The organism is Burkholderia sp. A9 (assembly GCF_000801975.1).
Map to the genome: position 1 here is coordinate 196,952 of NZ_JSZN01000016.1, position 26,214 is coordinate 223,165.

Consider the following 26,214-nt stretch of genomic DNA (forward strand, 5'->3'; position numbering starts at 1 on the left):
GCGAGAAATGAATGCCGCGGGATGCACCTTCCCGCACGGGGTTCGCCGGATGAGCGAGAGCGCGACGCCCGAACGGACGTCCGCGCGCCGACCGGGATTACTCGTTTTCCTCGAAGTAATGCCCGAACTTCGCCTGCTTGGTGCGGATATAACGCTCGTTTTCCTCGCGCACGGGCACCGCGAGCGCCACGCGTTCGCAGACGGGAATGCCGTGCTTCACGAGCGTGTCGAACTTCTTCGGGTTGTTGCTCATCAGGCGCACCGACGTCACGCCGAGGATCCGCAGAATCGCGGCGGCCGAATCGTATTCGCGGGCATCGTCGGGCAGGCCGAGGTCGAGATTCGCCTCGACGGTGTCGCGCCCTTGCTCCTGCAGCGCGTATGCGCGGATCTTGTTGCTCAGGCCGATGCCGCGCCCTTCGTGGCCGCGCAGATACAGCAGCACGCCGCGGTCTTCCGCCGCGATGTAGCGCAACGCGAGATCGAGCTGCTCGCCGCAATCGCAGCGGTAGGAGCCGAAGACGTCGCCGGTCAGGCACTCGGAATGCAGCCGCGTCAGCACGGACTGCTCGCCGGCGACGTCACCCATCACGAGCGCGAGATGTTCGGCATCGCTGCCCGATACGCGGAAAGCGTACGACGTGAACGTACCGTAGCGCGTGGGTAGCGACGCGGTGGCAACGAGCGTCACGCACTCGTCGGCCTGGCCATTGCCCGGTGTGGGCGATTCGGGACGCGAAGACATCATGAATTGAATCGAAACGATCAGGAATGTAGGAGTTGTGTGGATAGTGCGTGACCGGAGTTTACCGCTAATCTGGAAACGTCACGCGACTGCCGCAGCCGGCCCGGCTATACTGGGCCCGTCGGATGCCGCGCATCTCGCCCTGCCTTCCCTGCATCGTCCTGCACACGGAGCAAGCAAATGAGCACGACCGTCGCGCAAATTCTCAAAGCCAAGCCGGATTCGGGCCGCACCATCTACACCGTCGCGAAAACCGATTTCGTCTACGACGCCATCAAGCTGATGGCGGAAAAGGGGATCGGCGCATTGCTGGTCATGGACGGCGAAGACATCGCAGGCATCGTCACCGAGCGCGACTACGCGCGCAAGGTCGTGCTGCAGGATCGTTCGTCGAAAGCCACCCGCGTCGAGGAAATCATGACGGCCAAGGTGCGCTACGTCGAACCGTCGCAATCTACCGACGAGTGCATGGCGCTGATGACCGAGCACCGGATGCGCCACCTGCCCGTCCTCCACGACGGCAAGCTGATCGGCCTGATCTCGATCGGCGACCTCGTGAAAAGCGTGATTGCCGACCAGCAATTCACGATCAGCCAGCTCGAACACTATATCCACGGCACCCCGGCGGTCACGTCCGTCTGACCCGCACCAGCAAAAAAGGCCCAAACGCGCGAGCGTCTGGGCGGGAAAGCCGCCGGAATGCGGCGACGGAGGTTCTGCTCTTGCTGACGGAGGCGCGCGCAACTGGTGCACGCTCCGTCGCTCACATGCTGTGCTCGGGCAGACCCGGGAGTGTTCAGTTGCCGAAGTAGACCGAGTTCACGGGATTCGGGGCTTCACGCGTCACGCGGCGGCCCGACTGGCCGGCAGCGCTCGCCACCGCACCGTAGCCGCTCGTATCGGCTTGTGCGAGCATCGGCTGGTTCGGCTGGATCCGTTGTTCCGCGGCCTGGATGTTCTGCGGGTATTGCGAATCGCTCGCCAGCGGCTTGTAGCCGTTCTGTTCGAGTTGCACGAGGTCAGCCCGGACCTGCTCACGGGTCAAGCCCTGCTCGGACTGCGCGAACGATGCGATCGGGGCGGCAAGGACGGATGCAGCGATCGCTGCGTAGATGATCGACTTCATGATGAACCTCCGAAATATGTTCTCTTTTGACCTCGCTTCCGGTTGAACTGTCTGAAGCGATGGAAGAAGTGTAGTGCTCGCAATACCAAGGGGAAACCCTTGGTTTGAACATACAGCGTTGCAATTTTGGAAAATATCAGCGGCTCCCGCTCGGCGAGATCGCTATCACTTGAACCATTTACACAACAATGCCTGACGAAAGGCCGACATCGGGCTCACCGATCCGGAAGGTTGTGTTGTAGAATCGTAAGGTTTTATTCGCCCGTCGATATTCCATCCACCATGCACGCGCTCACGCCCCTTTCGGTTTCGCTGTCCGGCCCGGCCGGCGTGCGTGCGTGCGCCGGTCATCCGGCACACCCCTGCGTTCGACGCACGGCCCAGGCGCCGCTCGCCCCTGCCCGGCGCCTGATCTGACGGCTCGGTCTCCTCCCGGAGCCAGGTCAGACAGGCTCCGGGCGATCCTCATAGGCACGCCACGCCTGCCCCATGCCGATCATTTGGAGAACTTCCATGAAGCAACGCCTTTACCAGTTGACCGAACTCGACGTCGCTCGCCTCGAGAAGCACGCCGAGCACAACCCGCGCTTCCAGGCGATGCTCGACACGCTGCTCGAGCGCGCCGACATCGTGCAGCCCGACGCCATCAAGGCGAACGTCGTCACGATGAACTCACAGATCACGCTGCTCGACGAGGCATCCCAGGAGCAGGCTACCTGGACGATTGTTTATCCGGATGCCGCCAATCTCGAACTCGGGCGCCTGAACGTGTTCTCGCCGGTTGGCATGGCGCTGCTGGGCACGCAACGCGGCCAGCTGGTGAAGGTGATGCAGCCGAGCGGCGCGGAGAAGCTGATGAAGGTCTCGGCGATCGTGTTCCAGCCGGAAGCCAACGGCGAATACACACGCTGATGCCACCGCCGGCCAGCGGCGCACCTCACGGCACAAAACGAAAAAGCGAGGCCCAGGGCCTCGCTTTTTTGCGTCCTGACGCCATGCATCGTCCCTGCCGGATGCGTTGCTGCCGTCGATGGACGAAAAAAAGGCGCCCGAAGGCGCCTTTTTTGATGCTGCGAAGCTGGTTACCCAGCCGTCACGCTTAGAAGCGGTGACGCAGACCAACCGTTGCTGCGGTTTGGTTGATCGACGAGCTCGGAGCCGTGTTGATGTCGCCGTTGTAGATCGAAGCGCCGCCGGCGTTCTTCGATGCACGTTGGTACACAGCTTGTGCGTACACGTCCGTGCGCTTCGACAGCGAGTAGTCAGCTTGCAGGCCGAACTGGTTCCAGTGCGCGCTGCTGCCTTCGAACTTCGCGTTCGTGTACGTGTAAGCAGCACCCAGGCCGAGAGCCGGCGTCAGGTTGTACTTTGCGTTGACTTCGTAGTTGTCAGCGCGCAGCGAGCCCGTGCCGTTTGCCTGGTTGTCCAGACGCGATTGCGTCCATGCTGCACCGACTTGCGCCGGGCCGAATGCGTATGCTGCAGCTGCGCCGAACGTACGGTTGCGGCCTTGTGCGGCGAACGCGTTGACTGCGCCTGCCGTGTTCAGCGGATCACCGATGTTCGATTGCGAGTAAGCTGCACCCAGCTTCAGGCCTTGGAACTGGTACGACACGCCGCCGCTGTATGCGCGGTTGTTGCCGAAGTTCGTGTTGTTCGAGAACGAGTACGTGCCGCCGAATTGCAGGCCAGCGTAGTTCGCGCTCGTGTACTTGACGGTGTTGTTCAGCGCGACGTCGCCGTTCGTGCTCAGACGGTCATTGTTCAGCGGGTGCGCGAAGTACGTGCCGCCCCACGAACCCGTTGCCGTCAGCGGCGCCAGGTAGTCTTGCGTTGCGTCGTATTGCTTACCCAGCGTAACCGTGCCGTACTGGCTCGACAGGCCGACGAATGCTTGACGGTTGAACATGCCGCCGTTGCCGTTCGCGAACTTGCCGTTGCCGATGTTGAAGCCGCTCTCCAACGTGAAGATCGCCTTCAGGCCGCCACCGAGGTCTTCCGAACCACGCAGGCCGAAGCGGCTCTGGTCAATGCCCGAACCCATCGACCACAGCGACTTGCCTTGGCCGGCTGCGTTCTGGACGTTGCTTTGGTAGGTGATGCCTGCGTCCAGCACGCCGTACAGCGTGACGCTGCTTTGCGCGTGAGCGACGGTAGCGAACGATGCTGCAGCTGCTGCAACGATCAGAGTCTTGTTCATTCGTGGAGCTCCCTTCTAAAAAGAGGCAGGTCTCGCGACCTTGTTCATAAACGGTCTGCAACCGCCCGGAAACGCCATCGGTCCTGCTGGCTGCGCCCGGATAGTTGCCCGTTTGGGAACCGTGAGTTTAGGGGTGTACCCTAGGGGCGCGATCTGCAAATAAAGAAATAAGCTTTTCCAGAACTAGAAATAATGAAAGTAGGGACGTGTCATAAGTATTTGTTTTAACGCTTTTTTTTGACTTCTTGACGCCTGCTTTTTGGAGGCTTTCATCCCATCATTCTTTCATGTCATCGTCTTGACGGTTGCATAGAAACAACAAACGGAAACGGTGCAAACCCGAAAAAACGGTAATTTTTACTCAATTTAGTCCCAAATAATAGGTTTGTCCACCTAAAACCCGGTGACCCAACAGTAAACACAGGGCGAGCGGCTGCGGCGGCCGTCATACGTCCTCCGGGCCCCGCGAAACGGGTGGCCTGCACGACGCGGCCGACGGCGCCCCGCGCCGCCGTGACATGCGGTAACAGCCTTAACGGCCCGCGTAACCCGGCCGCGGGACCGGCAGGCTAATGTAAGGCAGACTCGATTACACCAGAGGACTCGCCATGAATCGACGCTCGTTGTTGCGCGCCATCGGATTGACCGCCGCCCTCGCCGGCACCGGCGGCTGGCTGCGTACCGCCTCGGCCCAGCCCGTGCCGCCGGGGTACCGGCCGGGGCCAACCCCCGGGCCCGGCAGGCCGCCCTATGGCGATCGCCCCGGCTTTGCACCGCCGGCACCGCGGCACGACCGCCGGCCGCCGCCGCCGAGGCCGCACGGCTATATCTGGACCGACGGCTACTGGCGCTGGGAGCGCGGCCACTATATATGGGTGTCCGGCCGCTGGGTCGCGCGCCGCCCGGGGCGTCGATGGGCCCCCGGCTACTGGCGCCGCCAAGGCCCGGCGTGGGTCTACGTCGACGGCGGCTGGCGATAGGCAGCCGCCCGCGCCGCCCCTCGGACGGCGCGCAGCCGGACGGCGGGCGCGCCCGCACCGTTCGGCCGCAGGACGACGGGCCCGGCCAGTGGGCCGGCCCATACCGATATCGGCCGGCATCGCCCGATCCGGCCCCCGCCAACGGTCCGCCACGCACGCGCAGCGGGATGCGCCACTGCATTTCATATCAGGGACGCCCGCGTCTCACCGATCGGGCGTATCGGGCTCAGCCGAACGCCCGATGCCCGCCCTCACCTTACCGAATCGCCTCGTGCCGCTGCCGATCGACACGTCGCAGCGTCCGGCTCGCACGCCGACGCACCGCGCGGATGCCAATCGCAGATACATCGATCACGACAGCCCGCACGCTTCAGCAGGTGCCAATCGCTTCACGAGCATGCCGCGGCCTTCGTGGCAACGCACATACAAGCCATTCACGCCGCCCAAACGTTCGGATGACGAAGTTATCCGGCACCGCAGCCGATCTATGCAGCCGATCTATGCAGCCGATCTATGCAGCCGATCTATGCAGCCGATCTATGCAGCCGATCTATGCAGCCGATCCATGCAGCCGATCCATGCAGCCGATCTATGCAACCGATCCGTGCAGACGTGCCGTGCCCACGCGGCCGCATGAGCGCGGCCCGCTCAACGCCCGCTGCCTTCCAGCTCGCGCGCCCGGCGACGCGCCGCACAAATCGCACGATGATGTTCGTCGGCCCAGCGGATCATCGTGTGCATCGGCGTCAGGAACGAACGCCCGAGATCGGTCAGCGCATATTCGGTGCGCGGCGGCACTTCGGCGAACAGCGTGCGGCTGATGAAGCCATCCTGCTCGAGGCGCTTCAGCGTGCGCGACAGCATCTGGTTCGACACGTCGCCGATCGCGCGGCCGAGTTCATTGAAGCGCATCGTGCCGCCGGACAGCGCTTCGAGCACGAGCAGACTCCACTGGTCGCCGATGCGGTCGAGTACATCGCGGATCGGGCATGGCTGATCGAGTTCGACGGATGCGTCGGCGGACGGAAACGGCATGACAGGACTCTCTTTCACGGGCAACGCAAGGTCATCGCTGTGTGACCTGTTCATACCGCGATGACTTCTTGTGACGGGTTCGCGGCAACTGTACCATTCGATCGTCCTGACAGCCGCACCGATTTTCCAGTTCTCCGAAGCATGCGGATGCGCTCCGGCCACGCGTGTCGCCGGGCTCCCCGTCGTCCGCCGATGGCTGCGATCGGCATCATCCCCACTCGCGCACCGCGCGCCCGTCAACGAATCGCCAGACAAGGAACACGCCACATGCCATCGCTCCGCTCCCCCGTTCGCGCCGTTGCCGCGTTCGTCCTGCTTGCCGCTTCGGCGGCCGCACTGGCCGCCGCCCCGGCCACGCGCGACCTGGCCGCCGAGGAAGCCAACCGCCAGCTCGTGCTGACGTTCTACGACCGCTTCTTCAACAAGCACGAAGCGGTCGAGGCCGCAGCCGTCGTCGCGGACGACTACAAGCAGCACAACCCGCATGTGCCCGACGGCAAGCAGCCGTTCGTGTCGTACTTCGTCGGCGCGTTCAAGCAGAACCCCGCATCGCGCGCGCGCATCGTCCGCAGCGCGACCGACGGCGATCTCGTGTATCTGCACGTGCATGCGACAGAGCGCCCGGGCGATCGCGGCGAAGCGGTGGTCGACATCTTTCGCGTGAAGGACGGCAGGATCGTCGAGCACTGGGACGCGATCCAGCCGGTGCCCGAAAACGCCGCGAACCCGAACACGATGTTCTGATCCGGAGCGGCCGGCACCGCGCGAAACGGCACGGCCGCCCGGCACCGGCGAAGTCCCCTACAATCGGGCTTCGCCGCCACGCCGCCCCGGCCCGCATGACCGCACCGGGGCCGTCGCCCGCCCGCACGCCGCCGCGCGCCGCGGCACGACCGGCGCAGGCGGCCGTTCGCGAAGATGGTGTCCAAGATGAACCCCGCCCACATTTCCCTGAACAGCGCCGGCGACCTGGTCGCCAGCCTCGGCAGTCCGCAGTTCCCCGCCCGGCTCTGGGCGTGGCTGCGCGAAACGGTCGACCCGCAGTCCCATTACAGCGTCGCGACCCGTTACCGCCGCGGTGCGGGGTCGCAAGCGGTCGACAGCGTCGACGTGCTGTTCTTCGCGGGCGGCGACGATCCCGGCGGCACGCGCCATGCGCTCGATCTGTATACACAGGGCGACTGGCGCAACGACACGCTGCTTCCGCATATCGAACGCGTCACCGATTCGCAGCTCGTGTTCTCGTGCAACGAGGACATCGACACGGCGACCGAATACGGTCGCCAGTTCGCGCTCGGCGAGCTCGGCGAGGACTGCACGCTGCTCGGCAGCGAACGCGACTACGTCTATGCGTTCTCGCTGTTCCGCCGGCGCGGCCAGCCGTCGTACACGCTGGCCGAGCTGAGCCTGCTGCGGCAACTCGGCGATTTCGTGCTGCCGCTGCTGATCCAGCATGCGAGGCTCGCACGCCTCGCGCCGCGCCAGGACGACGGCGCGCTGCTGCAGCGCTTCGAGCAAAGGCTGGCGGCCAGCGGCGCGGCGCTGTCGCAGCGCGAGCGGCTCGTGTGCCGTGCCGTGCTGCAAGGCCGCCCCGTTCCGCAGATCGCCGCTACGCTCGAGCTCAAGCCGAGCAGCGTGCGCACCTATCTCGGCCGCGCGCTCGCGAAGCTCGGCGTCGCGAACCGGGCCGGGCTGTTCGCGTGGTGCGTGACCGAAGATGACACGCCCGCCGACGGCGCCCGCTAGCTCGCAGCGCCCGCCCCCAGCCTTCCCGCGCGTTTGTCGCGGCTTGTCCTTAAAACGATGACAGACAGCCGGCCGGCCCGCTCCTAGTATCTGACTCACCCGACGCCAGCGGCGCGCCGGATGCAACGGAGACACGGAATGCCGAATCCCGGATGGACGCCGGCCAGCACGGCCACGCACGCGTCCCCCCTCGACCTGCCGACGCGCATCGATCGGCGCAACCGGCATCTCGTGCCGCGCCGCACGCGGGCCTGACGCCCGTCATCCCATTCCAACCCGACCGGATCCACGCGACCAGGCGCGCCCGACGGCCCGCCCGATGGACGCGTGCGTCCGTCGATTCCCCGAACCGGAGGAGACCCATGCAATACGCCGACACCATCTACCTGAACGGCCTGCTCTACACCGGCGACGCGCAGCGCCGCTTCGCGCAGGCGCTCGCCACGAAGGACGGCAAGATCGTCGCCGTCGGTCGCGACGACGACATCCGCCCGCGCGCCGGCCCCGCGACGCGCAAGGTCGATCTCGGCGGCCGGCTCATGCTGCCAGGCCTCATCGACGGCCACGTGCATCCGCTCGAAGGCCATCAGATCCTCAGCGACTTCGACCTGTCCGGGATCAACGATCCGGACGCGATCCTGCAGCGCATCCGCGCGTGTGCCGACGCGACGCCGAACGAGCCGTGGGTCTATCTCGGCGGCGCCAACCTCGCCGCGTTCGGCGCGTACCCGACCCGTGCATTGCTCGACCGGATCGTGCCCGACCGGCCGCTGCTCGTGGTCGGCTTCGACGTGCACAGCGGCTGCCTCAATACGAAAGGGCTGGAAGCAGCCGGCATCACGTTCGACACGCCCGATCCGACCGGCGGCGTATACGAGCGCGATGCGTCGGGTGTGCCGAACGGTGTCGTGCACGAAGCGGCGTTCTACCGCGTCTGCCCGATCATTCCGCAACTGAGCCCGGCCGGCTATCCGAAGTCGCTCGCAAAGGCACATGCGATGGCACACGGCTACGGGATCACCGGCTGGTTCGACGCGCGCGTCGACGAGCCCGAGCTCAAGGCTTACGCCGACGCGCAACGCGCAGGCCGCTTGAAGACGTACGTGAGCGCGGGCCTCTACGCGAACCCGCGCCGCGATCCGCGCGAGCAGATCGAGCGCTTCGTCGCGTGGCGTCGCGAATACGAATGCGACAACCTGCGCCTGCATACGGTCAAGATCTTCGTCGACGGCGTGCCCGAATCGAAAACCGCCGCGCTGCTCGAACCGTACGCCGGCACCGACGACTGCGGTCTCGCGCTGTGGAGCCAGGATGCGCTGAACGAAATCTGCCTGCTCGCCGATACGGCCGGCTTCGACCTGCACTTCCACACGCTCGCCGACCGCGCGGTGCGCATGACGCTGGACGCGCTCGAACACGTACAACGCCGCAACGGGATGCGCGACCGGCGCGCGCAGCTCGCGCACCTGCAGCTGGTCGATCCGGCCGACATGGGCCGCTTCAACCGGCTCGGCGCGATCGCGAGCGTGCAGACCCTGTGGACGGCCGCGCGCGAGGAACAACAACAGCTCTACCGCGACCTGCTCGGCGCCGAGCGCACCGCGCGCAACTATCCGTTCCGCAGCCTGCGCAACGCGGGCGCGCTGCTCGCCGCCGGTTCCGACTGGTCGGTCAGCACGATGGACCCGATGCAGATCATCCAGACCGGTGTCACGCATCGGTTGATCGACCAGCCGGACAGCCCGCCGTGGAATCCGCACGAACGCCTCGACCTGCTCACCATGCTCGAGGCGTATACGGTGAACACCGCGTATGCGCTGCGCTTCGACGACTGCACGGGCTCGCTGGAAGCGGGCAAGGATGCGAGCCTCGCGATCCTCGACCGCAATCCGTTCGAGCACCCGGTCGGCACCTTCGCGCAAACGCGCGTGCTCGAGACGTGCTTCCGCGGCGAGGTCGTGTACGCCGCGCCGGGCTGGGCGGATTGAGCGCCGCTTGAGTGCGGCTCGCGTGCCGCTTGCGTGTCGGCCGGGCGTTCGTCAGGCGACGCGGAGCGCGAGCACCTGCTCGGTCGACAGCACGTCGCCGAACGTGTCCGACAGCGCGGCCAGCGTGGCGCGATGGAGGTCGCGGTGCGGCACCGTGCCGCCGTCCGCGACGTCGAGGTCGCGCGTCGCACACGCGTCGTCGACGACGATCACCGCATAGCCGAGCGGCACCGCATCGCGCGCCGCGCCGGCGACGCACGCATGTGTCATCAGCCCGGTGACGATCAGCGTGTCGATGCCGGCCGCCTTCAGGCGCGCGTCGATGTCGGTCGTCGGAAACACGCTCACCGACGTCTTCTTCACGACCGCGTGATGCGGCGCCGGCTGCAGGTCCGCATGAAAGCGGAAGCCGTCGCTGCCGTCGGCGAAGATCGGGCCGTCGGCCGCGCCGACGTGCTGGATGTGGAACACCGGAATGCCCGCGCGATCGGCGAACGCGATCACGCGCCGCGCGTTGCCGAGCGCGCGCGGCCCTTGCGGAATCGGCAGGCGGCCGCTGAAATATTCGTTCTGGAAATCGATCACGAGCAGCGCGGTGCGGGCAGCGTCGATCGACGCCGGCGCGCTCGCGCCGGCCAGCGTGCGGATGGTCGGATGTTGCATGGGTCGCTCTCTACTCCAGGTTGGCACATCGAACGGAACGGCGATCCGGCCAGGCCGTGGTCGCCATGCGCGGCCGCGGTCGGGTTTGCGCCGGTGGCAAGCCTGCCGTGACCGCGAGACGCCAGTGTCGGGCCGCTCGGCCATCCGCGACAGTAGCCATCAGGACCACGTCCGACAGGATCGGGCCAACAACCTGCGCACGGCCGCCTACGACAGCGCCGCCGTGCGCCCGCCCGCCTGCTTGCGTCCGTAGAACACCATCATCACGAAGCTGAGCAGGAACCCCGCGCCGCCGATCAGCAGCAGCCCGATCTCGCCGACCACCGGCAGCAGGTTCGTGAGCGCGCCCGTCACGACCCACGCAACGGCCATCACCGAGCCCGCGACGCCGAGCGCCCAGCCCTGCCGGTCCGCGCTGACGGCATCGGAAAACGCGGTGTACATGGTCGTGTAGGCAACCATGTCGAAGCAGCCGACCACCATCGCGAGCGTCCACAGCACCGGCTCGTGGGGGAACCACGCGGACAGGATCTGGCCGAGGCCCGCGACGAGCAGGCCCGTCTTCGCGATGTCGATCACGCGCCAGACGCGCAGCATCAGCCGCACGACGAACAGCAGGCCGAACACGAAGCAGATGCCGATCACGCCGCTGAACAGCCCGAGCCGCGCGCTCGTATAGCCGAACCTGGCCTGCAGCAACAGCATGATGGTCTGCAGGTAAAGCCCGTAGCCGACCTGCATCAGGAAGAACACCACCGACAGGAACGCGACGTTGCGCTGACGCGCGGCTTCGCGAATGATCCACAGCGGCAGCAGCGGATCGATACGCGTGTCGCCGCGCGGCGCGGCCGTGTCGCGATACGACGCCCAGGTCCAGAACGCGCAGGCCAGCGACAGTGCGGCGACGAGCACGAACGGCGTACCGTAGTCGAACAGCGGCGAAATCGTCCGGTCGGACGTGACGCCGCCGAGCACGGGGCCGACGATCACGCCGGCGCTGAATGCCAGCGACATGATGCTCATGTTGTACGCCTTGTTCCCGGGCGTGCTCACGTCGGTGATCGCCGCCTGCGCGATGCCCTGGCAGCCGGCCGCGAGGCCGGTGAGCCCGCGGCCGGCCAGCAGCAGCGCGACGCTCGCGTGCCACGCGCCGGCGGCCATCAGCGCATAGCCGGCCGCGAGACCGAGCACGCACAGCAGCAGGATCCTGCGGCGGCCGTAGCGATCCGACAGCTCGCCCATCAGCGACGAGCCGAAGAACATGCATAACGGATAGATCCCGTAGCCGAGACCGAGGTAGAAATTGCGCGCGTGCTCGCCGGCGTCGGCCGGCAGGATGCCCGCGTGCGGATCGCTGAAGATCGCGGACATCATCGGGTAGACGAGCCCGAACCCCATCGCGTCGATCGCGATGGCGAGCAGGCAGGGGCCGAGCAACGTGTAGTCGAGCCGGGACATGGCGACCTTCCGGACGGAGTGGATGATCGCCCAAGCGTAACGAGCGGGCGGCAGCCCCGGTAGGCCGCCGCCCGCGATGCTAACCATCGGCCGTGTCGATACCCTGCCTGCCGTCCGAGCCGATGGCTGACCGCCCCGGACGGCGCCCCGCTATTCGGCGCTCAGCGGCTCGCCGCGAAACTGCCGGCGCGCGAGCACGCACGGCGCGCCGTCGTGCATGAACACGGTCGCAACGAGCCCGAACGACGCCGCGAACAGCACGTACCACGCGGGCGCGACGGGCGACCCGCTCGCGCGCGTCAGCCACGTGACGATGAACGGCGCGAAGCCGCCGAACACCATCACCGCGACGTTGTACGCGAGCGCGACGCCGGTCGAGCGCGAACGCGTCGCGAACTGCTCGGCGAGCGTGGTCGGCGCGGGGCCGTAGATGATGCCGATGATCGTGCAGATCACGAGCTGCATCACGAGCAGGCGCCCGACGCTCGGCGCGGCGGCCAGCCACGAGAACAGCGGATAGGTGACCGTCAGCATCGCCAGCATGCCGGCGAGCAGCACCGGGCGCCGGCCGATGCGGTCGGACACGATCGCGGACACCGGGATCGTCACGGTCAGCAGCGCGACCGCGACCATCTGCGCCTTGAACACCTGGTCGAGCGGCAGCCCAAAGGTCTTGTGCGCGAACGTCGGCATGTTGACGAGCATCACGTAGAACACGGCCGTGCCGGTGATCGTCTGCCCCATCGACACCAGCACGCCGCGCAGGTTGTCGCGCAGCACGCGCGACACGCTCGCGGGCGGCTCGACGACCGACTTGCTCGCGTCGAGGAACGCCTCGGTCTCTTCCATATGGCGGCGGATCCACAGGCCGACGGGCCCGATCAGCAGCCCGAGCGCGAACGGCACGCGCCAGCCCCAGCTATGCAGCGCGTCGATCGACAGCGACTGCGTGGCCCACGCCCCCATCGCCGCGCCCGAGAACACCGCGAGGCACTGGCCGATCAGTTGCCATGAGCCATACAGGCCGCGCCGGTTGGCGGGTGCGCTCTCGACCAGGAACGCGGTGGCACTCGCGTATTCGCCGCCGGTCGCGAAACCCTGCAGCAGCCGCGCGACGACGATCAGGACCGGCGCCGCAGGGCCGATCGTTGCGTACGACGGCGCGAACGTGATCAATGCGATCGACAGCGTCATCAGGAAGATGATGAGCTGCATCGCGGCCTTGCGGCCCTTGCGGTCCGCATAGAGCCCGAGCAGGATGCCGCCCACCGGACGCATGAAAAAGCCGACGCCGAACGTCGCGAGCGACATCAGCAGCGACGCGTACTGGCTTTCGGCGGGGAAGAACAGCCGCGCGATGATGCCGGAGAAGAAACCGTAGACGATGAAGTCGTACCACTCGAGGGTATTGCCGACGACCGCGGCAATCACTTGCCGATGCCGCGTGTTCCGACGTGAGTCGCGCATGCTTGTCTCCTGCAGTCTCGTGGGGCGGTGCCGGCCGCCGCCCGTGCGGGCGATCGTGAGCCGCTACGCGCGACGGGACGGGAAAGAACGTCCCGCACCCACGGGCAACCGGCATGAACCGATCATAGGGACGCCGAAAACCCGCATCAATTAACGGGAGCGGCGGATACTTAGCCGCAGATTAAACGTCGTCCGGATATGACGTCGTCCTCCGGAAATTGCGGATATTCGCGCATTGTTGCTGCCGGCGTTCTGCGGCAGAATCGTCGATCGCCCTTCCCGCCGCCCGACCATGCGCACTCGCATCAACGAAGAGATCACCTTCCGCAAGCTCGAGGTGCTGCTCGCCTTCATGGAAGCCGGCAGCCTCGCGAAGGCCGCCGAAGCGCTCAACGTCAGCACGGTCAGCGTGCATCGCGCGCTGCACACGCTGGAAGAAGGGATGCATTGCGCACTGTTCCGCCACGAAGGACGCAACCTGATTCCGACCGAAGCCGCGCAGGTGCTCGCCGAAGTCGCGGGCGAGGTGCTGAAGACGATGGCGGACGGCATCCGCTCGACGCGGGAAGCGGCCGGCTACGGCGCCGGGCAGTTGAAGATCGGCTCGCTCTATTCGCTGACGATCCGCACCGTGCCCGAGGTCGTGATCGCGCTGAAGGAGCGCCGCCCCGAGCTGCAGGCCGAGCTCGTGCTCGGCTCGAACGCCGACCTGCTCGACAAGCTCCGGCACGGCGCGATCGATGCGACGCTGATGGCCCTGCCCGAGCCGGACGCCGAAATCGAATCGATCGCGCTGTTCGAGGATGAAATGTTCTTCGCCGCGCCGATCGATTCGCCGTACGCGCAACGCGACGCGATCGATCTCGCCGCCTGCCGTGACGCACCGTTCGTGTCGCTCGGCGAAGGCTTCGCGACCCACGACGGCTTCACGGAAGCGTTCCGGGCCGCGGGCGTCACGCCGAACGTCGTGATGCGCGTGGGCGACATCTTCTCGCTGATCAATCTCGTGTCCGGCGGCGTCGGCCATTCGCTGCTGCCGGGCCGCGTGCGCGACCTCTTCTCGCACAAGATCGCACTGGTGCCGCTCGCCGGGCCGACGATCCGCCAGACGATCGGCCTGAGCTTCCTGCACCGGCGCGAACGCGATCCGAACCTGCTCGCGCTCGCGACCGTGTGCCGGCTGACGGTCAAGGGGCCGCACGCGCGGTAGCGCGCGGATCGTCCCGCCTTCCCTCCTCGCTCCTCCGTCGTACACGCGCGTCTTCGCGACGCGATTCAACTGGCACGTTCTCGTTCGCTCTCATCCGTTTGGACGGCACGAAGCGCCGGCTTTGTTGCCATCATGGCCGTCATTCGTTGCGCGCCGCATTCCACGCCGAATCACACGGCGCGTGCCCGCACACCCTCGCCACGGAAACACCATGAACGACCCCGTCCTCGGCCCGATCGACCAGCTCGGCTATGTGGTCGCCGATCTCGACCGCAGCATCGCGCGCTGGCGCGCCCGCCACGATGCAGGCCCCTGGACCGTGTTCCGCAACGTGCGTCTCGACGGCCGCTACCTCGGCGAACCGGTGACGGTCACGATGGACGTCGGGCTCGCGTATCGCGGCGACCTGCAGATCGAACTGATCCACGTAACGAACGACACGCCGTCGCCGTACTGCGATGCGCACGGAAAACCGCTCGTGGGCCTGCACCACGTCGCCTGGGTGGTCGACGACCTCGATGCGGCCGTGGCGCGGCTCACGGCGCGCGGCCTGCGCGTCGTGTTCGAAGCGCGTAACCCTGCCACGCGCGTCGCCTACCTCGACGATGCCGACGATCCCGGCGTGCGCGTCGAGGTGATCGAAGGCGCGGGCATGCGCGACATGATCGCGCACGGCATCGCCGAAGCGCGCATGTGGGACCGCACCGATCCGGTCCGCATCATCGACGCGTCGGCCGCCGCTTCATGAGCGGGCCCGCCTGCGCGCCCCATCACTCACAGGAGCAGACATGATGAAACGACTCGAAGGCAAGGTTGCGCTGATCACGGGCGGCGCCCGCGGCCAGGGCGAAGCGGAGGCGCGCCGGTTCGTCGCCGAAGGCGCGCGCGTGGTGATCGCCGACGTGCTGGACGACGCGGGCAAGCGCGTCGCGACCGAACTCGGCGACGCCGCGCGCTACCAGCACCTCGACGTGACGAACGAAGACGACTGGCACACTGCCGTCCACGCGACGCTCACGCATTTCGGCCGGCTGGACATCCTGGTGAATAACGCGGCGATCCTGAAGCTGGTGCCGATCGAATCGTGCTCGCTCGACGACTATCGCAAGGTGATCGACGTGAACCAGGTCGGTTGCTGGCTCGGCATGAAAGCGGCGCTGGCCGCGCTGAAGGATGCGGGCGGCGGCTCGATCGTCAACGTGTCGTCGACGGCCGGGATGGAAGGCGTGGACGGCGGCAGCGCCTATGTATCGAGCAAGTTCGCGGTGCGCGGGATGACGAAGGCCGCCGCGCTCGAGTTCGGCCGCTACGGGATCCGCGTGAACTCGGTCCACCCGGGCGGCATCGACACCGTGATGGCGCGCCCGCCCGAGTATGCGGACTTCGACCCGTCGTCTATCTATAGCGGGCTGCCGATCGCGCGCATCGGCAAACCCGACGAAGTAGCCAGCCTCGTGCTGTTCCTCGCATCCGACGAATCCGCGTATTGCACGGGCTCGGAATTCATCGTCGACGGCGGGATGCTCGCAGGCAGCACGTTCCACTGATCCGCATCGCAGTCGACACGCGCCCGCCTGTCCGGCGGGCGTTTTCGTTTGCAGCCGGCCTCGGTGGGCGGTCGGGGCGGGCCTGTCATGCACACCGACAATCACGCATCCGGAAATAGCCATGCCGCCCGCGGTTCTCCCGCGCGGCGGCACTGTGACGTCCGAAGCGACGCGCCACGCGATGCGGCGCTCAGTACCCCTTCGACTGGATCGCCGGGGCGCCGACACCGCGCGCCACCTGCTTGCCGCCACGCACGAGGAAGCGTCCGCGCGGACCGTACACGCCTTCCGCTTCCGGAGAGACGGTAAGCAGCACGCAATACAGCAGCCCGCCGACCACCAGCGACACCGGCACGCTGAGATCGAGCCCGCCCGCGAGATTGCCGAGCGGCCCGACGAACTGCCCCGGCAGGTTCACGAGCGACAGCCCGATGAACGCCGCCGGCAGCCATGCGCCCATCGCGCGCAGGTTCCAGCCATGCGTGAACCAGTAGTGGCCGCCGCGCAGCCCGCGGTTGAACACCTGCAGGTCGTCGCCGAGATAGAAGCCGCGACGCGTCACGTAGCCGATCACCATGATCGCCATCCACGGGCAGCTGAACGTGTCGATCAGCGTCGAGAACGTCGCGACGCTTTCGACGAGGTTGAACCAGAACCGGCCGACGAAGATGAACGCGATCGCAATCGTGCCGATCAGCAGCGTCGCGCGCACGCGGTTCAGGAAGCGCGGGAACATGCTCGACACGTCGAGACCCGTGCCGTACAGCGCGGTCGTGCCGGTCGACATCCCGCCGATGATCGCGATCAGGCACATCGGCAGCAGGAACCAGCGCGGCGACACGGCGAGCAGCCCGCCGACATAATCGTTCGACGCGATGAACGCGGGCGCCTTCGACGCGATGATCGTCGCGGTCGCAAGGCCGAAGAAGAACGGCACGAAGGTCGCGACCTGCGCGGCGAACACGGCGCCCATCACGCGCCGCTTCGGCGTCTGCTGCGGAATGTAGCGCGCCCAGTCGCCGAGCGTCGACGCGAACGACACCGGGTTGCTCAACGCGACCAGCACCGCGCCGACGAACGCGGCCCAGAAGCCGGCGCTCCCCTGGCTCAGCGTGCCCGCGTAGTTCATGTCGAACATCCCCGCGAACGCGAACAGGCCGGCGACGAACAGCAGGCTCGCGGCCCACACGGCGATCTTGTTGACCCACAGCATGAAGCGGAAGCCGTAGATGCAGACGATCAGCACGAGCACCGCGAACACCATGTATGCAGCGCCGAGCGTGAAGCCGTTGACCGGCACGCCGACCATGTTGTGCGCACCGCCGACGAGCGCATCGCCCGAGCTCCACACCGCGAGCGAGAAGAACGCGATCGACGTGAGCAGCGCGAGGAACGAGCCGACGATCCGGCCATGAATGCCGAAATGCGCGCCGGACGAGACCGGGTCGCTCGTGCCGTTGCGCGGGCCGAACAGGCTCATCGGCGCGAGGATGCAGGTGCCGGCGAGCACGCCGAGCACGATCGCACACACGCCCGCCTTGAACGACAGCCCGACCAGCACGGGAAAACTGCCGAGCACCGACGTGGAAAACGTATTGCAGCCGCCGAACAGCAACCGGAACAGATCAATCGGACGCGCATAGCGCGATGCGTCGGGAATGCGCTCGAAACCGAACGATTCGACTTGCGTAATTCTGCCTTCACCCATTTGTCTCCAGCTCCTCTGGTGCATCGGTACGGCCCGCGACTGCGGCCATACGACACATCGTCATCAATTCGCGGCCACTCTAAACCGGATCAGGCAGCGCAAATATCACGCATTCGAGACGTTTACGACGAAGGAGAACAATGTTTCGCGACAGGGAATCGGCCGGTTGCCGCGCCGCGCATGCGGCGCGGGCGATGCGACGTCAGTGCGCGGGCGCGGGCGCGGGCGCGGCCGCCGGCGCGCGGCAGGCGATCAGGCCCCGCTGAATGGCAGGCCGGGCCTCGATATCGGCGAGCCAGCGCTCGACGTGCGGGTAGCCGGCGCGGCCGCCGTACGCAGCCACGGGAACGCGGCGATGTCCGCAATCGAATACCGCGACGACGCGAGATACATCGATTCCGACAAGCATTCGTTCACGACGCCATGGAGGCGCCGCACGTGCAGTTGATGGGCAGCGGCGCGATCCTGCGCGAAGTGCTCGCCGCGGGCGACCTGCTCGCGCGGGACTTCGACGTGACGAGCGACGTGTGGCGCACGACGAGCCTGACCGAGCTGCTCCGCGACGGACTCGCCGCGGAGCGCTGGAACCTGCTGCATCCGGACGCCCCGGCACGCGTGCCGTACGTTCGGCAATGCCTCGACGGCCGCACAGGGCCCGTGGTCGTTGCAACCGACTACATGAAGATCGTCGGCGCCCAGATCCGTGCGTTCGTCGACGACCGGCGCTTCGTGTCGCTCGGCACCGACGGCTTCGGCCGTTCTGATACGCGCGAGGCACTGCGCACGTTCTTCGAGGTCGACCGGCACTTCATCATGATCACGGCGTTGAAAGCGCTCGCCGACGACGGCACGATTCCGCACGCACGCGTCGGCGAGGCCATCCGGCGTTACGGGATCGACATCGATAAAGTCGACCCGGCGACGGTGTAGGCACGCAGGCGCGGAGCCCCGCGGCAGGCACCGGCGCTTCCGCCTGCCGCGCGGCCCTGCTCGCATCAAGGCCGCGACTGCGCGAGCGGCCCCGGTGCGGGCTGCGCCGTTCCCGCCGGCCAGCCACCCGCGAGCGCCTGGTACAGCGCGACCGTCGACGCCGCGCTGCGCATCCGTCCGTCGGCCGCCGCGTCCTGCGCCTGGAGCAGCGTCCGCTGCGCGTCGAGTACCTCGTAGTAGTCGATCGCACCGGCCGAGAAGCGCGCCTGCGCGAGCTGCGCGGCGCGTGCGCTGTCGTCCGCGGCACGCACCAGATGGGTGGTCTCGTCACGCGTGCGCGCGACGCGCAACAGCGCGTTCTCCGTTTCCTCCAGCGCGCCGAGCACGGTCTGCCGGTACTGCGCGAGCTGGCCGGCCGCTTCCGCGTCGCTCGCGGCGATTCGCGCACGCACGCGGCCGACGTCGAGGAACGACCAGTCGATGCCGAGCGCGATCAGGTTCGTGTCGCTGCCCGCACGGAAGAAGCCGTAGCTGCTCGTCGCGCTACCGAGCAACCCCGACAGCGTGAAGCGCGGAAACAGGTCGGCCGTCGCGACGCCGACCCGCGCGGTCGCCGCATGCAGCCGCGCTTCCGCGGCGGCGACATCCGGGCGCCGGCGCAGCAGGTCGCCCGGCGTGCCCGGATCGAGGTCCGCGGCCAGCGCCGGCAGCGGCACCGGCGCGTCCTTCGGCGCGTCGAAGCGACCGATCAGCGCGTCCGGCATCTGCCCCGTCAGCACTGCGAGCCGGTGCTCGTCGACGCCGATCGCCGCTTCATACACGGCGATCCGCGACGTCGTCGACTCGTACTGTGCCCGCGCACGTGCCGCGTCGAGTTCGGAACCGCGCCCTGCGCCGACGCGCGCATTGATCAACGCGAGCGTCTGCTGCTGGTTGTCGGCGTTCTCGCGTGCGATCCGCAGCCGCTCCTGCGAGCCGCGCAGATCCACGTAGGTGCCCGCGACCGCGCCCGCGATCGCGACGCGCACCGCGCGCACGTCGGCCGCGCTGGCCGCCGTTTCCGCACGCTGCGACTCGATCGAGCGGCGCACGCGGCCGAACAGGTCCAGTTCCCACGCCGCATTGATCCCGACGCTGGAAATCGGCGTATCGCGCTGGCTGCGCGGTGCGCCGAACGCCTGGTCCTTGCTCGTCAGCTGATGGCCGATCCGGCCGCTCGCGGTGAGCGTCGGATAGCGGTCGAACGTCGCTTGCGATAGCAGCGCGTTCGATGCGTCGTAGCGCGACACCGCGACCTGCAGGTCCTGGTTCGCTGCGAGCGCCGCATCGATCAATCGTGTCAGCGCCGGATCGCCGAAGCCGTGCCAGAACGCGGCATCGGCATCGGCTGACGCATCGGGCGGCGCCGCGTCCTGCACGGCCGGATGCGCGTCGCGCGCGAAGCGCGCGGCAGTCGCCGGGTCGGGCTGCTTGAAATCGGGGCCGACCGCGCAGGCGGCGAGTGTCATCGACATCGCGAGCGCGGAAAGACGGAAAGCGGCGCTCATCGGTTTTCTCCTTCGAGGGTGCCGTGCTGTTCGCTCCAGACGGCCGGCGTGCCGCCCGCGAGCTTGCGGATCGCCACATAGAACACGGGCGTGAGGAACAGCCCGAACAGCGTGACGCCGAGCATCCCCGCGAACACGGTCACGCCGGTGGCGGCACGCACTTCGCTGCCGGCGCCGCTGCCGATCAGGAGCGGCACCGAGCCCGCGATGAACGCGACCGACGTCATCACGATCGGGCGCAGCCTCAGCTTGCACGCTTCGAGCGCCGCTTCGATCACGCCCTTGCCCTGGATTTCGAGTTCGCGCGCAAATTCGACGATCAGGATCGCGTTCTTGCACGCAAGGCCCATCAGCACGACGAGACCGACCTGCACGAACACGTTGTTGTCGCCGCCGGACAGCCACACGCCGAACAGCGCCGCGCACATGCACACCGGCACAATCAGGATCACCGCGAGCGGCAGCGTCCAGCTCTCGTACAGCGATGCGAGCACGAGGAACACGAGCATCACCGCGAGCGGGAACACGACGATCGCCGCGTTGCTCTGCGTGACCTGCTGGTAGCTGAGGTCGGTCCATTCGAGCGTGATGCCGGGCGGCAGCACCTCCTTCGCGATCTGCTGGAGCTTCGCGATCGCCTGCGACGACGACATCGCCTTCGGATCGGCGTCGCCGATCAGGTCGGCGGCCGGATAGCCGTTGTAGCGAACGACCGGGTCGGGTCCGTACGCAGGCTCCACCGTCACCATCGAACCGATCGGCACCATCTCGCCCTTCGCGTTGCGCGTGCGCAGGTTCGCGATGTCGGCGGCCGTCTGCCGGTGGCCGGCATCCGCTTGCGCCATCACGCGATACACGCGGCCGAAGATGTTGAAGTCGTTCACGTACATCGAGCCGAGATAGACCTGCAGCGTGTTGAACAGGTCGGTCAACGCGACGCCCTGCGCCTTCGCCTTCAGCCGGTCGACCTTCACCTCGAGCTGCGGGATGTTCGCCTGGTACGAGCTGACGGGATAGCTCATCCCCGGCGTCTTCGCGACCGCGCCCTGGAACGTCGTCAGCGCCTTCTGCAATTCGCCGTAGCCGAGCCCGCCGCGATCCTCCAGGTACAGCGAGTAGCCCGAACCGTTGCCGAGGCCCTGGATCGGCGGCGGCATCAGCGCGTAGGTAATGCCGCCATTGATCGCCGCAAAGCGTGCGTTCAGGTCCGCATTGATCTGCGCGGCGCTGCGATGCCGCTGGTCGAACGGCTTCAGGATCACGTACGAGTTCGTGATGTTCGGTGTGTTCACGCCCTGCAGCGCATTCAGCCCCGCGAACGCCGGCACCATCTCGACGCCGTCGGTGCCGAGCGCGATCTTCGTCATCTGCTCGGTCACCGCGCTGGTACGTGCGAGCGACGCACCCTCCGGCAGCTTCGCGCCCGCGAACAGGTACAGCTTGTCCTGCACGGGGATGAAGCCGCCCGGCACCGCGTTGAACAGCAGCGCGGTCGCCGCGAGCAGCACCGCATAGACCGCGAACACCACGCCGCGCCGCTTCAGCGTGCGACCGACGACGCCGTGATAACGATCCGAACTGCGCTCGAAGAAGCGGTTGAACGGATGGAACAGCCAGCCGAATGCGCGATCGAGCGCGCGCGTGAGCGCATCCTTCGGCGCGCCGTGCGGGCGCAGCAGCTTCGCGGCCAGCGCGGGCGACAGCGTCAGCGAGTTGATCGCGGAGATCACCGTCGAGATCGCGATCGTCACCGCGAACTGCCTGTAGAACTGGCCCGTGACACCCGACATGAACGCCATCGGCACGAACACCGCGCACAGCACGAGCGCGATCGCGACGATCGGCCCCGACACCTCGCGCATCGCCTGGTGCGCGGCATCGCGCGGGCTCAACCCCTGCGCGATGTTGCGCTCGACGTTCTCGACGACCACGATCGCATCATCGACGACGATCCCGATCGCGAGCACGAGCCCGAACAGCGTCAGCGTGTTGATCGAATAACCGAGCAGATGGAGAAACGCGAACGTGCCGACCACCGATACCGGCACCGCGACGAGCGGAATGATCGATGCGCGCCACGTCTGCAGGAACAGGATCACGACGAGCACGACCAGCACGACGGCCTCGATCAGCGTGTGCTGCACCGCGCGGATCGACTCGCGCACGAACACCGTCGGGTCCCACACCGGGCGGTACGCGACACCGGGCGGGAACCGCTTCGACAGCTCGTCGAGCTTCGCATACACGGCCTTCGCGACGTCGAGCGCGTTCGCGCCCGGCGACAGGAAGATGCCGACCACGGCCGAATGTTTGTCGTTGAAATACGAGCGCAGCGTGTAGTCGCCCGCGCCGAGCTCGATGCGCGCGACGTCGGACAGCTTCACGACCTGGCCGTCGTCGCCGTTGCGCAGCACGATGTCGCTGAATTCCTGCACCGTGCGCAGGCGGCCGCGCACGTTGATCGACACGAGGAAGTCGTTTTTCTTCGGCGACGGTTCCGCGCCGAGCTGGCCGGCCGACACCTGCACGTTCTGCTCGCGCACGGCCGCGATCACGTCGCTTGCGGTCAGCGCGCGCGACGCGAGCCGGTTCGGATCGAGCCACAGCCGCATCGCGTAGTCGCCGGAGCCGTACACGCCGACGTCGCCGATGCCGGTGAGCCGCGACAGCTCGTCCTTCACGTGCAGCGTCAGGTAGTTGCGCAGGTACAGGGAATCGCGGCTGTTGTCCGGCGAATAGAGGCTCACGTACATCAGCGGCGTCGGCGACTGCTTCTGCGTGGTCACGCCGTACTGCCGCACCTCGTCGGGCAGGCGCGACAACGCCTGGCTCACGCGGTTCTGCACGCGCACGGCGGCCGTGTCGGGATCGACGCCCTGCAGGAACGTGACGACGACCTGCAGGCTGCCGTCCGACCCCGCAACCGACTTCATGTACATGATGCCTTCGACCCCGTTGATCGCCTCTTCCAGCGGTTCGGCGACCGATTCGGCGATTTCCTTCGGGTTCGCGCCCGGGTACGTCGCACGCACGACGACGCTCGGCGGCACGACTTCCGGGTATTCGCCGGCCGGCAACATCGGGATCGAAATCAGGCCGATCGCGAAGATGACGATCGACAGCACGACCGCGAAGATCGGCCGGTCGATGAAGAATCGGGAGAAATCCATCGCATGTCTCCCGTTAATGCGCGGCCGGCGCGCCGGCGTCGGCCACCGACTGCGTGCCGCTGCCCGGGTCAGTGCCGGCGCCCGCGTCCGCGCGTGCCGGCAGTGCCTTCGGCTTCACCTGCGCGCCCGGATAGTAGATCCGCTGCACGCCGTCGACGACCACCCGATCGCCCGCCTGCAGCCCCTTCTCGACGATCCGCTCGCCTTCCAGCGCACGGCCGATCGTCACGTCGCGACGCAGCGCCTTGTCGCCGGCGCCGATCACGTACACGTACTTGCGATCCTGATCGGTGAGCACCGCCTTGTCGTCGACGAGCAGCGCGTCCTGGTCGCGGCCGCTCACGAGCTGCACGCGCGCATAGAGCCCCGGCGTGAACGTATGCGCCGCGTTCGACAGCCGCACACGCGCGCGGATCGTGCCGGTTTGCGGGTCGAGCCGGTTGTCGAGGAAGTCGACGGTGCCCGCGTGCGGGAAGCCCGTCTCGTTCGCGAGGCCCACGCGCACCGGATCGGCGCCGATCGCGCGATGCTTCGGATCGGCGCGCCGCGCGTTGTAGCGCAGGTAGCTCTGCTCGTCGCAGTCGAAATACACATAGACGGGATCCTGCGACACGACCGTGGTCAGCAGCGTGTCGTCGGCGCGCGCGAGGTTGCCGGTGGTCGCGATCGCGCGGCCGACGCGGCCCGCGATCGGCGCCCGCACTTCGGTGAAGCCGAGATTGAGCTTCGCGTCGGCGACGGCCGCATCGGCCGCCTGCAGGTCGGCACGCGCCTGCTCGGCGCTCGCGCGCGCATTGTCGAGTTCCTCCTGGGAAGTTGCGTGCGCATCGATCAGCGTCTGCACGCGCTTGAGCTGCACGTTCGCGAGACTCGCGGCCGCACGCGCCCGTTGCTGCTGCGCGTTCGCGCGTTCGAGCGCGATCCGGTACGGGCGCGGATCGATCTCGAACAGCATCGCGCCCTGCGCGACGAGGTCGCCCTCCTTGTACGCGACGCGCTGCAGATAGCCGCTCACGCGCGGCCGCAGCTCGACCGCGTCGACCGCTTCGACGCGTCCGTTGAATTCGTCCGCGAGGCGGATCGTGCGCGGCGCGACGGTCGTCACGCCGACTTCGGGAAGGGGCTGGGCCGACGTTTCGCCTTTGCCGTCGTGACAGCCCGACAACGCCAGCAACAGTGCGCAGGCCGCGCCCAAAGGCGAGGTCCTGCGTAGGGATAAGGAGAGCATGATGCCTCGCGACGGGTTAAACTGCCGCGTAGCATAAAAGTTGAAGTTAACTTCAAGTCAAGCTTTCCCGGAGGGCGTCATGGGTATCGACGAAATCCCGCAATGGCCGCTGATGTCGATCCGCGAAGTGGCCGCGCGCAGCGGCGTACCGGCGTCGACGCTGCGCTTCTACGAGACGCGCGGGCTGATCAAGTCGCACCGCAACGGTTCGAGCCATCGCCACTATTCGCGCGCGGTGCTGCGGCTGATCGCGTTCATCGTGTTCGCGCAGAAGATCGGCTATTCGCTCGACGAGATCGCCGAGCAGCTGGTGAGCCTGCCGGAAGACACCGCGCCGACCAACAAGGACTGGCAGCGGCTGTCGCGCGGCTGGAAACAGCGCGTCGCGAACCGCATCGAGGAACTGCAGCGGCTCTACATCAATCTCGACGAATGCATCGGCTGCGGCTGCCTGTCGCTGAAGCGCTGCAAGCTGACCAATCCCGAGGACCGCGCGAGCCGCAACGGGCCCGGCGCGCGGCGCTGGCTCGGCGATGCGCCGCCCGAGCTCGACTGACACACGCGGGCGGCGGCAGGTGCGATCCAGGATACCGTGCCGACCTCCCACGTCACCCGATCCGCCTGCCGCCGATCACCACGATCGCCGCGCCCGTGATCGCCAGTCTTCCTGATGTTGGCGGTTGCTAACAATCACCGTCCGGGCACTGCACGGCGACAGGTCGATCACGCGTGCGCGCAGGCCGGTTCCGCACCGCGCGCTGTGTTCAGACGTGCAGGATGTTCAGCGCGACGTCGAGCACGGCCTGCCGGAACGCGTCCTGCCGCGTAGGCAGCGACGTGAACTCCAGCATCATGTGGCTGTACGACACCGTCGTGCCGACGGCGCTCGCGATCATGAAGAACAGCACGTTCGGATCGACCGCGCGGATCACGCCGGCCTCGACCGCGTCCGCCAGCAGCGGCAACATCGCGTCGTGATACGGGCGCACGATCCGCTCCTGCAGCCGGTCGAGCCGCCCGCCCTCCTCGGTCGCCGCGGTCGAGAAGAACATGCCGATGTCCGGCTCCTCGAATTCGTGATCGACGCACAGCTCGATCGCGCGCCGCACGCGGTCGCGATGCGGCAATGCCGACGTGCCTAGCGCGCGCAATGCGACGAACTGTGGCTCGGCGAGCTCGGCGATCTGCTCGACGACGGCCAGCCACAAGGTCTCCTTCGTGCCGAAATGATGGGCGATCAGCGCCGCGTCGATGCCCAGCTCGCGCGCGATTTCACGCACGCTCGTCGCATCGTAGCCGCGCTTCGCGAACGTGCGGCGCGCGGCCCGCAATATCACGTCCGGACCGACGGACGCGTCCGCCAGCGGCCGCCCGCGCGTACGCCGCTTCGCCGGCGCGCGCTCAGTGACTTCAGCCACGTTTTCCTGCTCCCGTTGATTGATTCGAATGCCCGTGTTCGGGCCCCG

Annotated in this window: 22 protein-coding genes and 1 pseudogene; 11 read left to right on the plus strand and 12 right to left on the minus strand. The window is 67.3% G+C overall.

Annotated elements, in window-relative coordinates; translation table 11 throughout:
* Positions 1–97: 97 nt before the first annotated feature.
* Positions 98–748, minus strand: a complete 651-nt coding sequence (gene ribA / locus PI86_RS08885; RefSeq protein ID WP_014898907.1) for a GTP cyclohydrolase II — start codon at positions 746–748, stop codon at positions 98–100.
* Between the two features lie 177 nt (positions 749–925).
* Between ribA and PI86_RS08890 the strand changes: the two genes are divergently transcribed.
* Positions 926–1,387 (plus strand): CBS domain-containing protein, encoded by a 462-nt coding sequence (locus PI86_RS08890; protein WP_039321076.1) that lies wholly within the window; start codon positions 926–928, stop codon positions 1,385–1,387.
* A 154-nt stretch (positions 1,388–1,541) separates the two neighbouring features.
* Here the strand turns inward: PI86_RS08890 and PI86_RS08895 are convergent, their stop codons facing one another.
* Positions 1,542–1,871 (minus strand): DUF4148 domain-containing protein, encoded by a 330-nt coding sequence (locus PI86_RS08895; protein ID WP_014898905.1) that lies wholly within the window; start codon positions 1,869–1,871, stop codon positions 1,542–1,544.
* Between the two features lie 513 nt (positions 1,872–2,384).
* On the opposite strand from PI86_RS08895, the gene PI86_RS08900 reads away from it, so the two are divergent.
* The gene (locus PI86_RS08900) at positions 2,385–2,783 is read left to right on the plus strand and encodes a GreA/GreB family elongation factor (protein ID WP_039321079.1); all 399 of its coding nucleotides are present in this window, start codon (positions 2,385–2,387) and stop codon (positions 2,781–2,783) included.
* A 187-nt stretch (positions 2,784–2,970) separates the two neighbouring features.
* Here PI86_RS08900 and PI86_RS08905 read toward each other — a convergent pair whose 3' ends face one another.
* Complete coding sequence (locus PI86_RS08905) at positions 2,971–4,071, minus strand: porin (protein ID WP_014898903.1); 1,101 nt, start codon at positions 4,069–4,071, stop codon at positions 2,971–2,973.
* Positions 4,072–4,679: 608 nt separating this feature from the next.
* Between PI86_RS08905 and PI86_RS16315 the strand changes: the two genes are divergently transcribed.
* Positions 4,680–5,051, plus strand: coding sequence for a YXWGXW repeat-containing protein (locus PI86_RS16315; RefSeq protein WP_082012183.1), 372 nt, complete (start codon positions 4,680–4,682; stop codon positions 5,049–5,051).
* Between the two features lie 648 nt (positions 5,052–5,699).
* Here the strand turns inward: PI86_RS16315 and PI86_RS08910 are convergent.
* Complete coding sequence (locus PI86_RS08910; RefSeq protein ID WP_039321080.1) at positions 5,700–6,086, minus strand: winged helix-turn-helix transcriptional regulator; 387 nt, start codon at positions 6,084–6,086, stop codon at positions 5,700–5,702.
* A gap of 267 nt (positions 6,087–6,353) precedes the next feature.
* Between PI86_RS08910 and PI86_RS08915 the strand changes: the two genes are divergently transcribed.
* From PI86_RS08915 to PI86_RS08925, 3 genes are all read left to right on the plus strand, one after another.
* The gene (locus PI86_RS08915) at positions 6,354–6,830 is read left to right on the plus strand and encodes a nuclear transport factor 2 family protein (protein ID WP_039321082.1); all 477 of its coding nucleotides are present in this window, start codon (positions 6,354–6,356) and stop codon (positions 6,828–6,830) included.
* Between the two features lie 186 nt (positions 6,831–7,016).
* Positions 7,017–7,832 (plus strand): helix-turn-helix transcriptional regulator, encoded by an 816-nt coding sequence (locus PI86_RS08920; protein WP_039321350.1) that lies wholly within the window; start codon positions 7,017–7,019, stop codon positions 7,830–7,832.
* Positions 7,833–8,194: 362 nt separating this feature from the next.
* The gene (locus tag PI86_RS08925) at positions 8,195–9,820 is read left to right on the plus strand and encodes an amidohydrolase (RefSeq protein WP_039321090.1); all 1,626 of its coding nucleotides are present in this window, start codon (positions 8,195–8,197) and stop codon (positions 9,818–9,820) included.
* A gap of 51 nt (positions 9,821–9,871) precedes the next feature.
* On the opposite strand, the gene PI86_RS08930 is transcribed toward PI86_RS08925, so the two are convergent.
* From PI86_RS08930 to PI86_RS08940, 3 genes are all read right to left on the minus strand, one after another.
* Positions 9,872–10,483, minus strand: a complete 612-nt coding sequence (locus tag PI86_RS08930; RefSeq protein ID WP_039321092.1) for a cysteine hydrolase family protein — start codon at positions 10,481–10,483, stop codon at positions 9,872–9,874.
* Positions 10,484–10,690: 207 nt separating this feature from the next.
* Positions 10,691–11,941: an MFS transporter gene (locus PI86_RS08935; protein WP_039321094.1), complete on the minus strand. Its 1,251-nt coding sequence runs from the start codon at positions 11,939–11,941 to the stop codon at positions 10,691–10,693.
* A gap of 150 nt (positions 11,942–12,091) precedes the next feature.
* Complete coding sequence (locus PI86_RS08940; RefSeq protein WP_014898895.1) at positions 12,092–13,408, minus strand: MFS transporter; 1,317 nt, start codon at positions 13,406–13,408, stop codon at positions 12,092–12,094.
* Between the two features lie 292 nt (positions 13,409–13,700).
* Here PI86_RS08940 and PI86_RS08945 point away from each other — a divergent pair, with 292 nt between their 5' ends.
* The 3 genes from PI86_RS08945 (at position 13,701) to PI86_RS08955 (ending at position 16,165) form a co-directional block, all read left to right on the plus strand.
* Positions 13,701–14,618, plus strand: coding sequence for a LysR family transcriptional regulator (locus PI86_RS08945; protein WP_039321096.1), 918 nt, complete (start codon positions 13,701–13,703; stop codon positions 14,616–14,618).
* Between the two features lie 211 nt (positions 14,619–14,829).
* A complete protein-coding gene (locus PI86_RS08950) occupies positions 14,830–15,366 on the plus strand; it encodes a VOC family protein (protein ID WP_039321101.1) in 537 nt (178 codons plus the stop codon).
* A gap of 43 nt (positions 15,367–15,409) precedes the next feature.
* Positions 15,410–16,165, plus strand: a complete 756-nt coding sequence (locus tag PI86_RS08955) for a glucose 1-dehydrogenase (RefSeq protein ID WP_039321352.1) — start codon at positions 15,410–15,412, stop codon at positions 16,163–16,165.
* 190 nt (positions 16,166–16,355) lie between these two features.
* On the opposite strand, the gene PI86_RS08960 is transcribed toward PI86_RS08955, so the two are convergent.
* On the minus strand, positions 16,356–17,873 hold the full coding sequence (locus PI86_RS08960; RefSeq protein ID WP_235362716.1) for a purine-cytosine permease family protein: 1,518 nt from the start codon (positions 17,871–17,873) through the stop codon (positions 16,356–16,358).
* 420 nt (positions 17,874–18,293) lie between these two features.
* Here PI86_RS08960 and PI86_RS08970 point away from each other — a divergent pair.
* Positions 18,294–18,803, plus strand: a pseudogene (locus PI86_RS08970) (transketolase-like TK C-terminal-containing protein); the annotation flags it as partial.
* Positions 18,804–18,868: 65 nt separating this feature from the next.
* On the opposite strand, the gene PI86_RS08975 reads toward PI86_RS08970, so the two are convergent.
* From PI86_RS08975 to PI86_RS08985, 3 genes are read right to left on the minus strand one after another with little or no spacing between them, the layout of a single operon-like run.
* Positions 18,869–20,350 (minus strand): efflux transporter outer membrane subunit, encoded by a 1,482-nt coding sequence (locus tag PI86_RS08975; protein WP_039321108.1) that lies wholly within the window; start codon positions 20,348–20,350, stop codon positions 18,869–18,871.
* On the minus strand, positions 20,347–23,520 hold the full coding sequence (locus PI86_RS08980; RefSeq protein ID WP_039321110.1) for an efflux RND transporter permease subunit: 3,174 nt from the start codon (positions 23,518–23,520) through the stop codon (positions 20,347–20,349). The genes PI86_RS08975 and PI86_RS08980 overlap by 4 nt, the downstream gene beginning before the upstream one ends.
* A 13-nt stretch (positions 23,521–23,533) precedes the next feature.
* Positions 23,534–24,748 (minus strand): efflux RND transporter periplasmic adaptor subunit, encoded by a 1,215-nt coding sequence (locus PI86_RS08985; protein WP_039321112.1) that lies wholly within the window; start codon positions 24,746–24,748, stop codon positions 23,534–23,536.
* 79 nt (positions 24,749–24,827) lie between these two features.
* Here PI86_RS08985 and soxR point away from each other — a divergent pair, with 79 nt between their 5' ends.
* Positions 24,828–25,304: a redox-sensitive transcriptional activator SoxR gene (gene soxR, locus PI86_RS08990; RefSeq protein ID WP_039321114.1), complete on the plus strand. Its 477-nt coding sequence runs from the start codon at positions 24,828–24,830 to the stop codon at positions 25,302–25,304.
* A 208-nt stretch (positions 25,305–25,512) separates the two neighbouring features.
* Here soxR and PI86_RS08995 read toward each other — a convergent pair whose 3' ends face one another.
* Positions 25,513–26,166, minus strand: coding sequence for a TetR/AcrR family transcriptional regulator (locus tag PI86_RS08995; protein WP_039321115.1), 654 nt, complete (start codon positions 26,164–26,166; stop codon positions 25,513–25,515).
* Between the last annotated feature and the right edge of the window lie 48 nt (positions 26,167–26,214).

What these genes read in the sequence shown, in the direction of transcription:
- ribA (WP_014898907.1), bottom strand. Translation starts at nt 748, where the DNA reads ATGATGTCTTCGCGTCCCGAATCGCCCACACCGGGCAATGGCCAGGCC.
- PI86_RS08890 (WP_039321076.1), top strand. Translation starts at nt 926, where the DNA reads ATGAGCACGACCGTCGCGCAAATTCTCAAAGCCAAGCCGGATTCGGGC.
- PI86_RS08895 (WP_014898905.1), bottom strand. Translation starts at nt 1,871, where the DNA reads ATGAAGTCGATCATCTACGCAGCGATCGCTGCATCCGTCCTTGCCGCC.
- PI86_RS08900 (WP_039321079.1), top strand. Translation starts at nt 2,385, where the DNA reads ATGAAGCAACGCCTTTACCAGTTGACCGAACTCGACGTCGCTCGCCTC.
- PI86_RS08905 (WP_014898903.1), bottom strand. Translation starts at nt 4,071, where the DNA reads ATGAACAAGACTCTGATCGTTGCAGCAGCTGCAGCATCGTTCGCTACC.
- PI86_RS16315 (WP_082012183.1), top strand. Translation starts at nt 4,680, where the DNA reads ATGAATCGACGCTCGTTGTTGCGCGCCATCGGATTGACCGCCGCCCTC.
- PI86_RS08910 (WP_039321080.1), bottom strand. Translation starts at nt 6,086, where the DNA reads ATGCCGTTTCCGTCCGCCGACGCATCCGTCGAACTCGATCAGCCATGC.
- PI86_RS08915 (WP_039321082.1), top strand. Translation starts at nt 6,354, where the DNA reads ATGCCATCGCTCCGCTCCCCCGTTCGCGCCGTTGCCGCGTTCGTCCTG.
- PI86_RS08920 (WP_039321350.1), top strand. Translation starts at nt 7,017, where the DNA reads ATGAACCCCGCCCACATTTCCCTGAACAGCGCCGGCGACCTGGTCGCC.
- PI86_RS08925 (WP_039321090.1), top strand. Translation starts at nt 8,195, where the DNA reads ATGCAATACGCCGACACCATCTACCTGAACGGCCTGCTCTACACCGGC.
- PI86_RS08930 (WP_039321092.1), bottom strand. Translation starts at nt 10,483, where the DNA reads ATGCAACATCCGACCATCCGCACGCTGGCCGGCGCGAGCGCGCCGGCG.
- PI86_RS08935 (WP_039321094.1), bottom strand. Translation starts at nt 11,941, where the DNA reads ATGTCCCGGCTCGACTACACGTTGCTCGGCCCCTGCCTGCTCGCCATC.
- PI86_RS08940 (WP_014898895.1), bottom strand. Translation starts at nt 13,408, where the DNA reads ATGCGCGACTCACGTCGGAACACGCGGCATCGGCAAGTGATTGCCGCG.
- PI86_RS08945 (WP_039321096.1), top strand. Translation starts at nt 13,701, where the DNA reads ATGCGCACTCGCATCAACGAAGAGATCACCTTCCGCAAGCTCGAGGTG.
- PI86_RS08950 (WP_039321101.1), top strand. Translation starts at nt 14,830, where the DNA reads ATGAACGACCCCGTCCTCGGCCCGATCGACCAGCTCGGCTATGTGGTC.
- PI86_RS08955 (WP_039321352.1), top strand. Translation starts at nt 15,410, where the DNA reads ATGAAACGACTCGAAGGCAAGGTTGCGCTGATCACGGGCGGCGCCCGC.
- PI86_RS08960 (WP_235362716.1), bottom strand. Translation starts at nt 17,873, where the DNA reads ATGGGTGAAGGCAGAATTACGCAAGTCGAATCGTTCGGTTTCGAGCGC.
- PI86_RS08975 (WP_039321108.1), bottom strand. Translation starts at nt 20,350, where the DNA reads ATGAGCGCCGCTTTCCGTCTTTCCGCGCTCGCGATGTCGATGACACTC.
- PI86_RS08980 (WP_039321110.1), bottom strand. Translation starts at nt 23,520, where the DNA reads ATGGATTTCTCCCGATTCTTCATCGACCGGCCGATCTTCGCGGTCGTG.
- PI86_RS08985 (WP_039321112.1), bottom strand. Translation starts at nt 24,748, where the DNA reads ATGCTCTCCTTATCCCTACGCAGGACCTCGCCTTTGGGCGCGGCCTGC.
- soxR (WP_039321114.1), top strand. Translation starts at nt 24,828, where the DNA reads ATGGGTATCGACGAAATCCCGCAATGGCCGCTGATGTCGATCCGCGAA.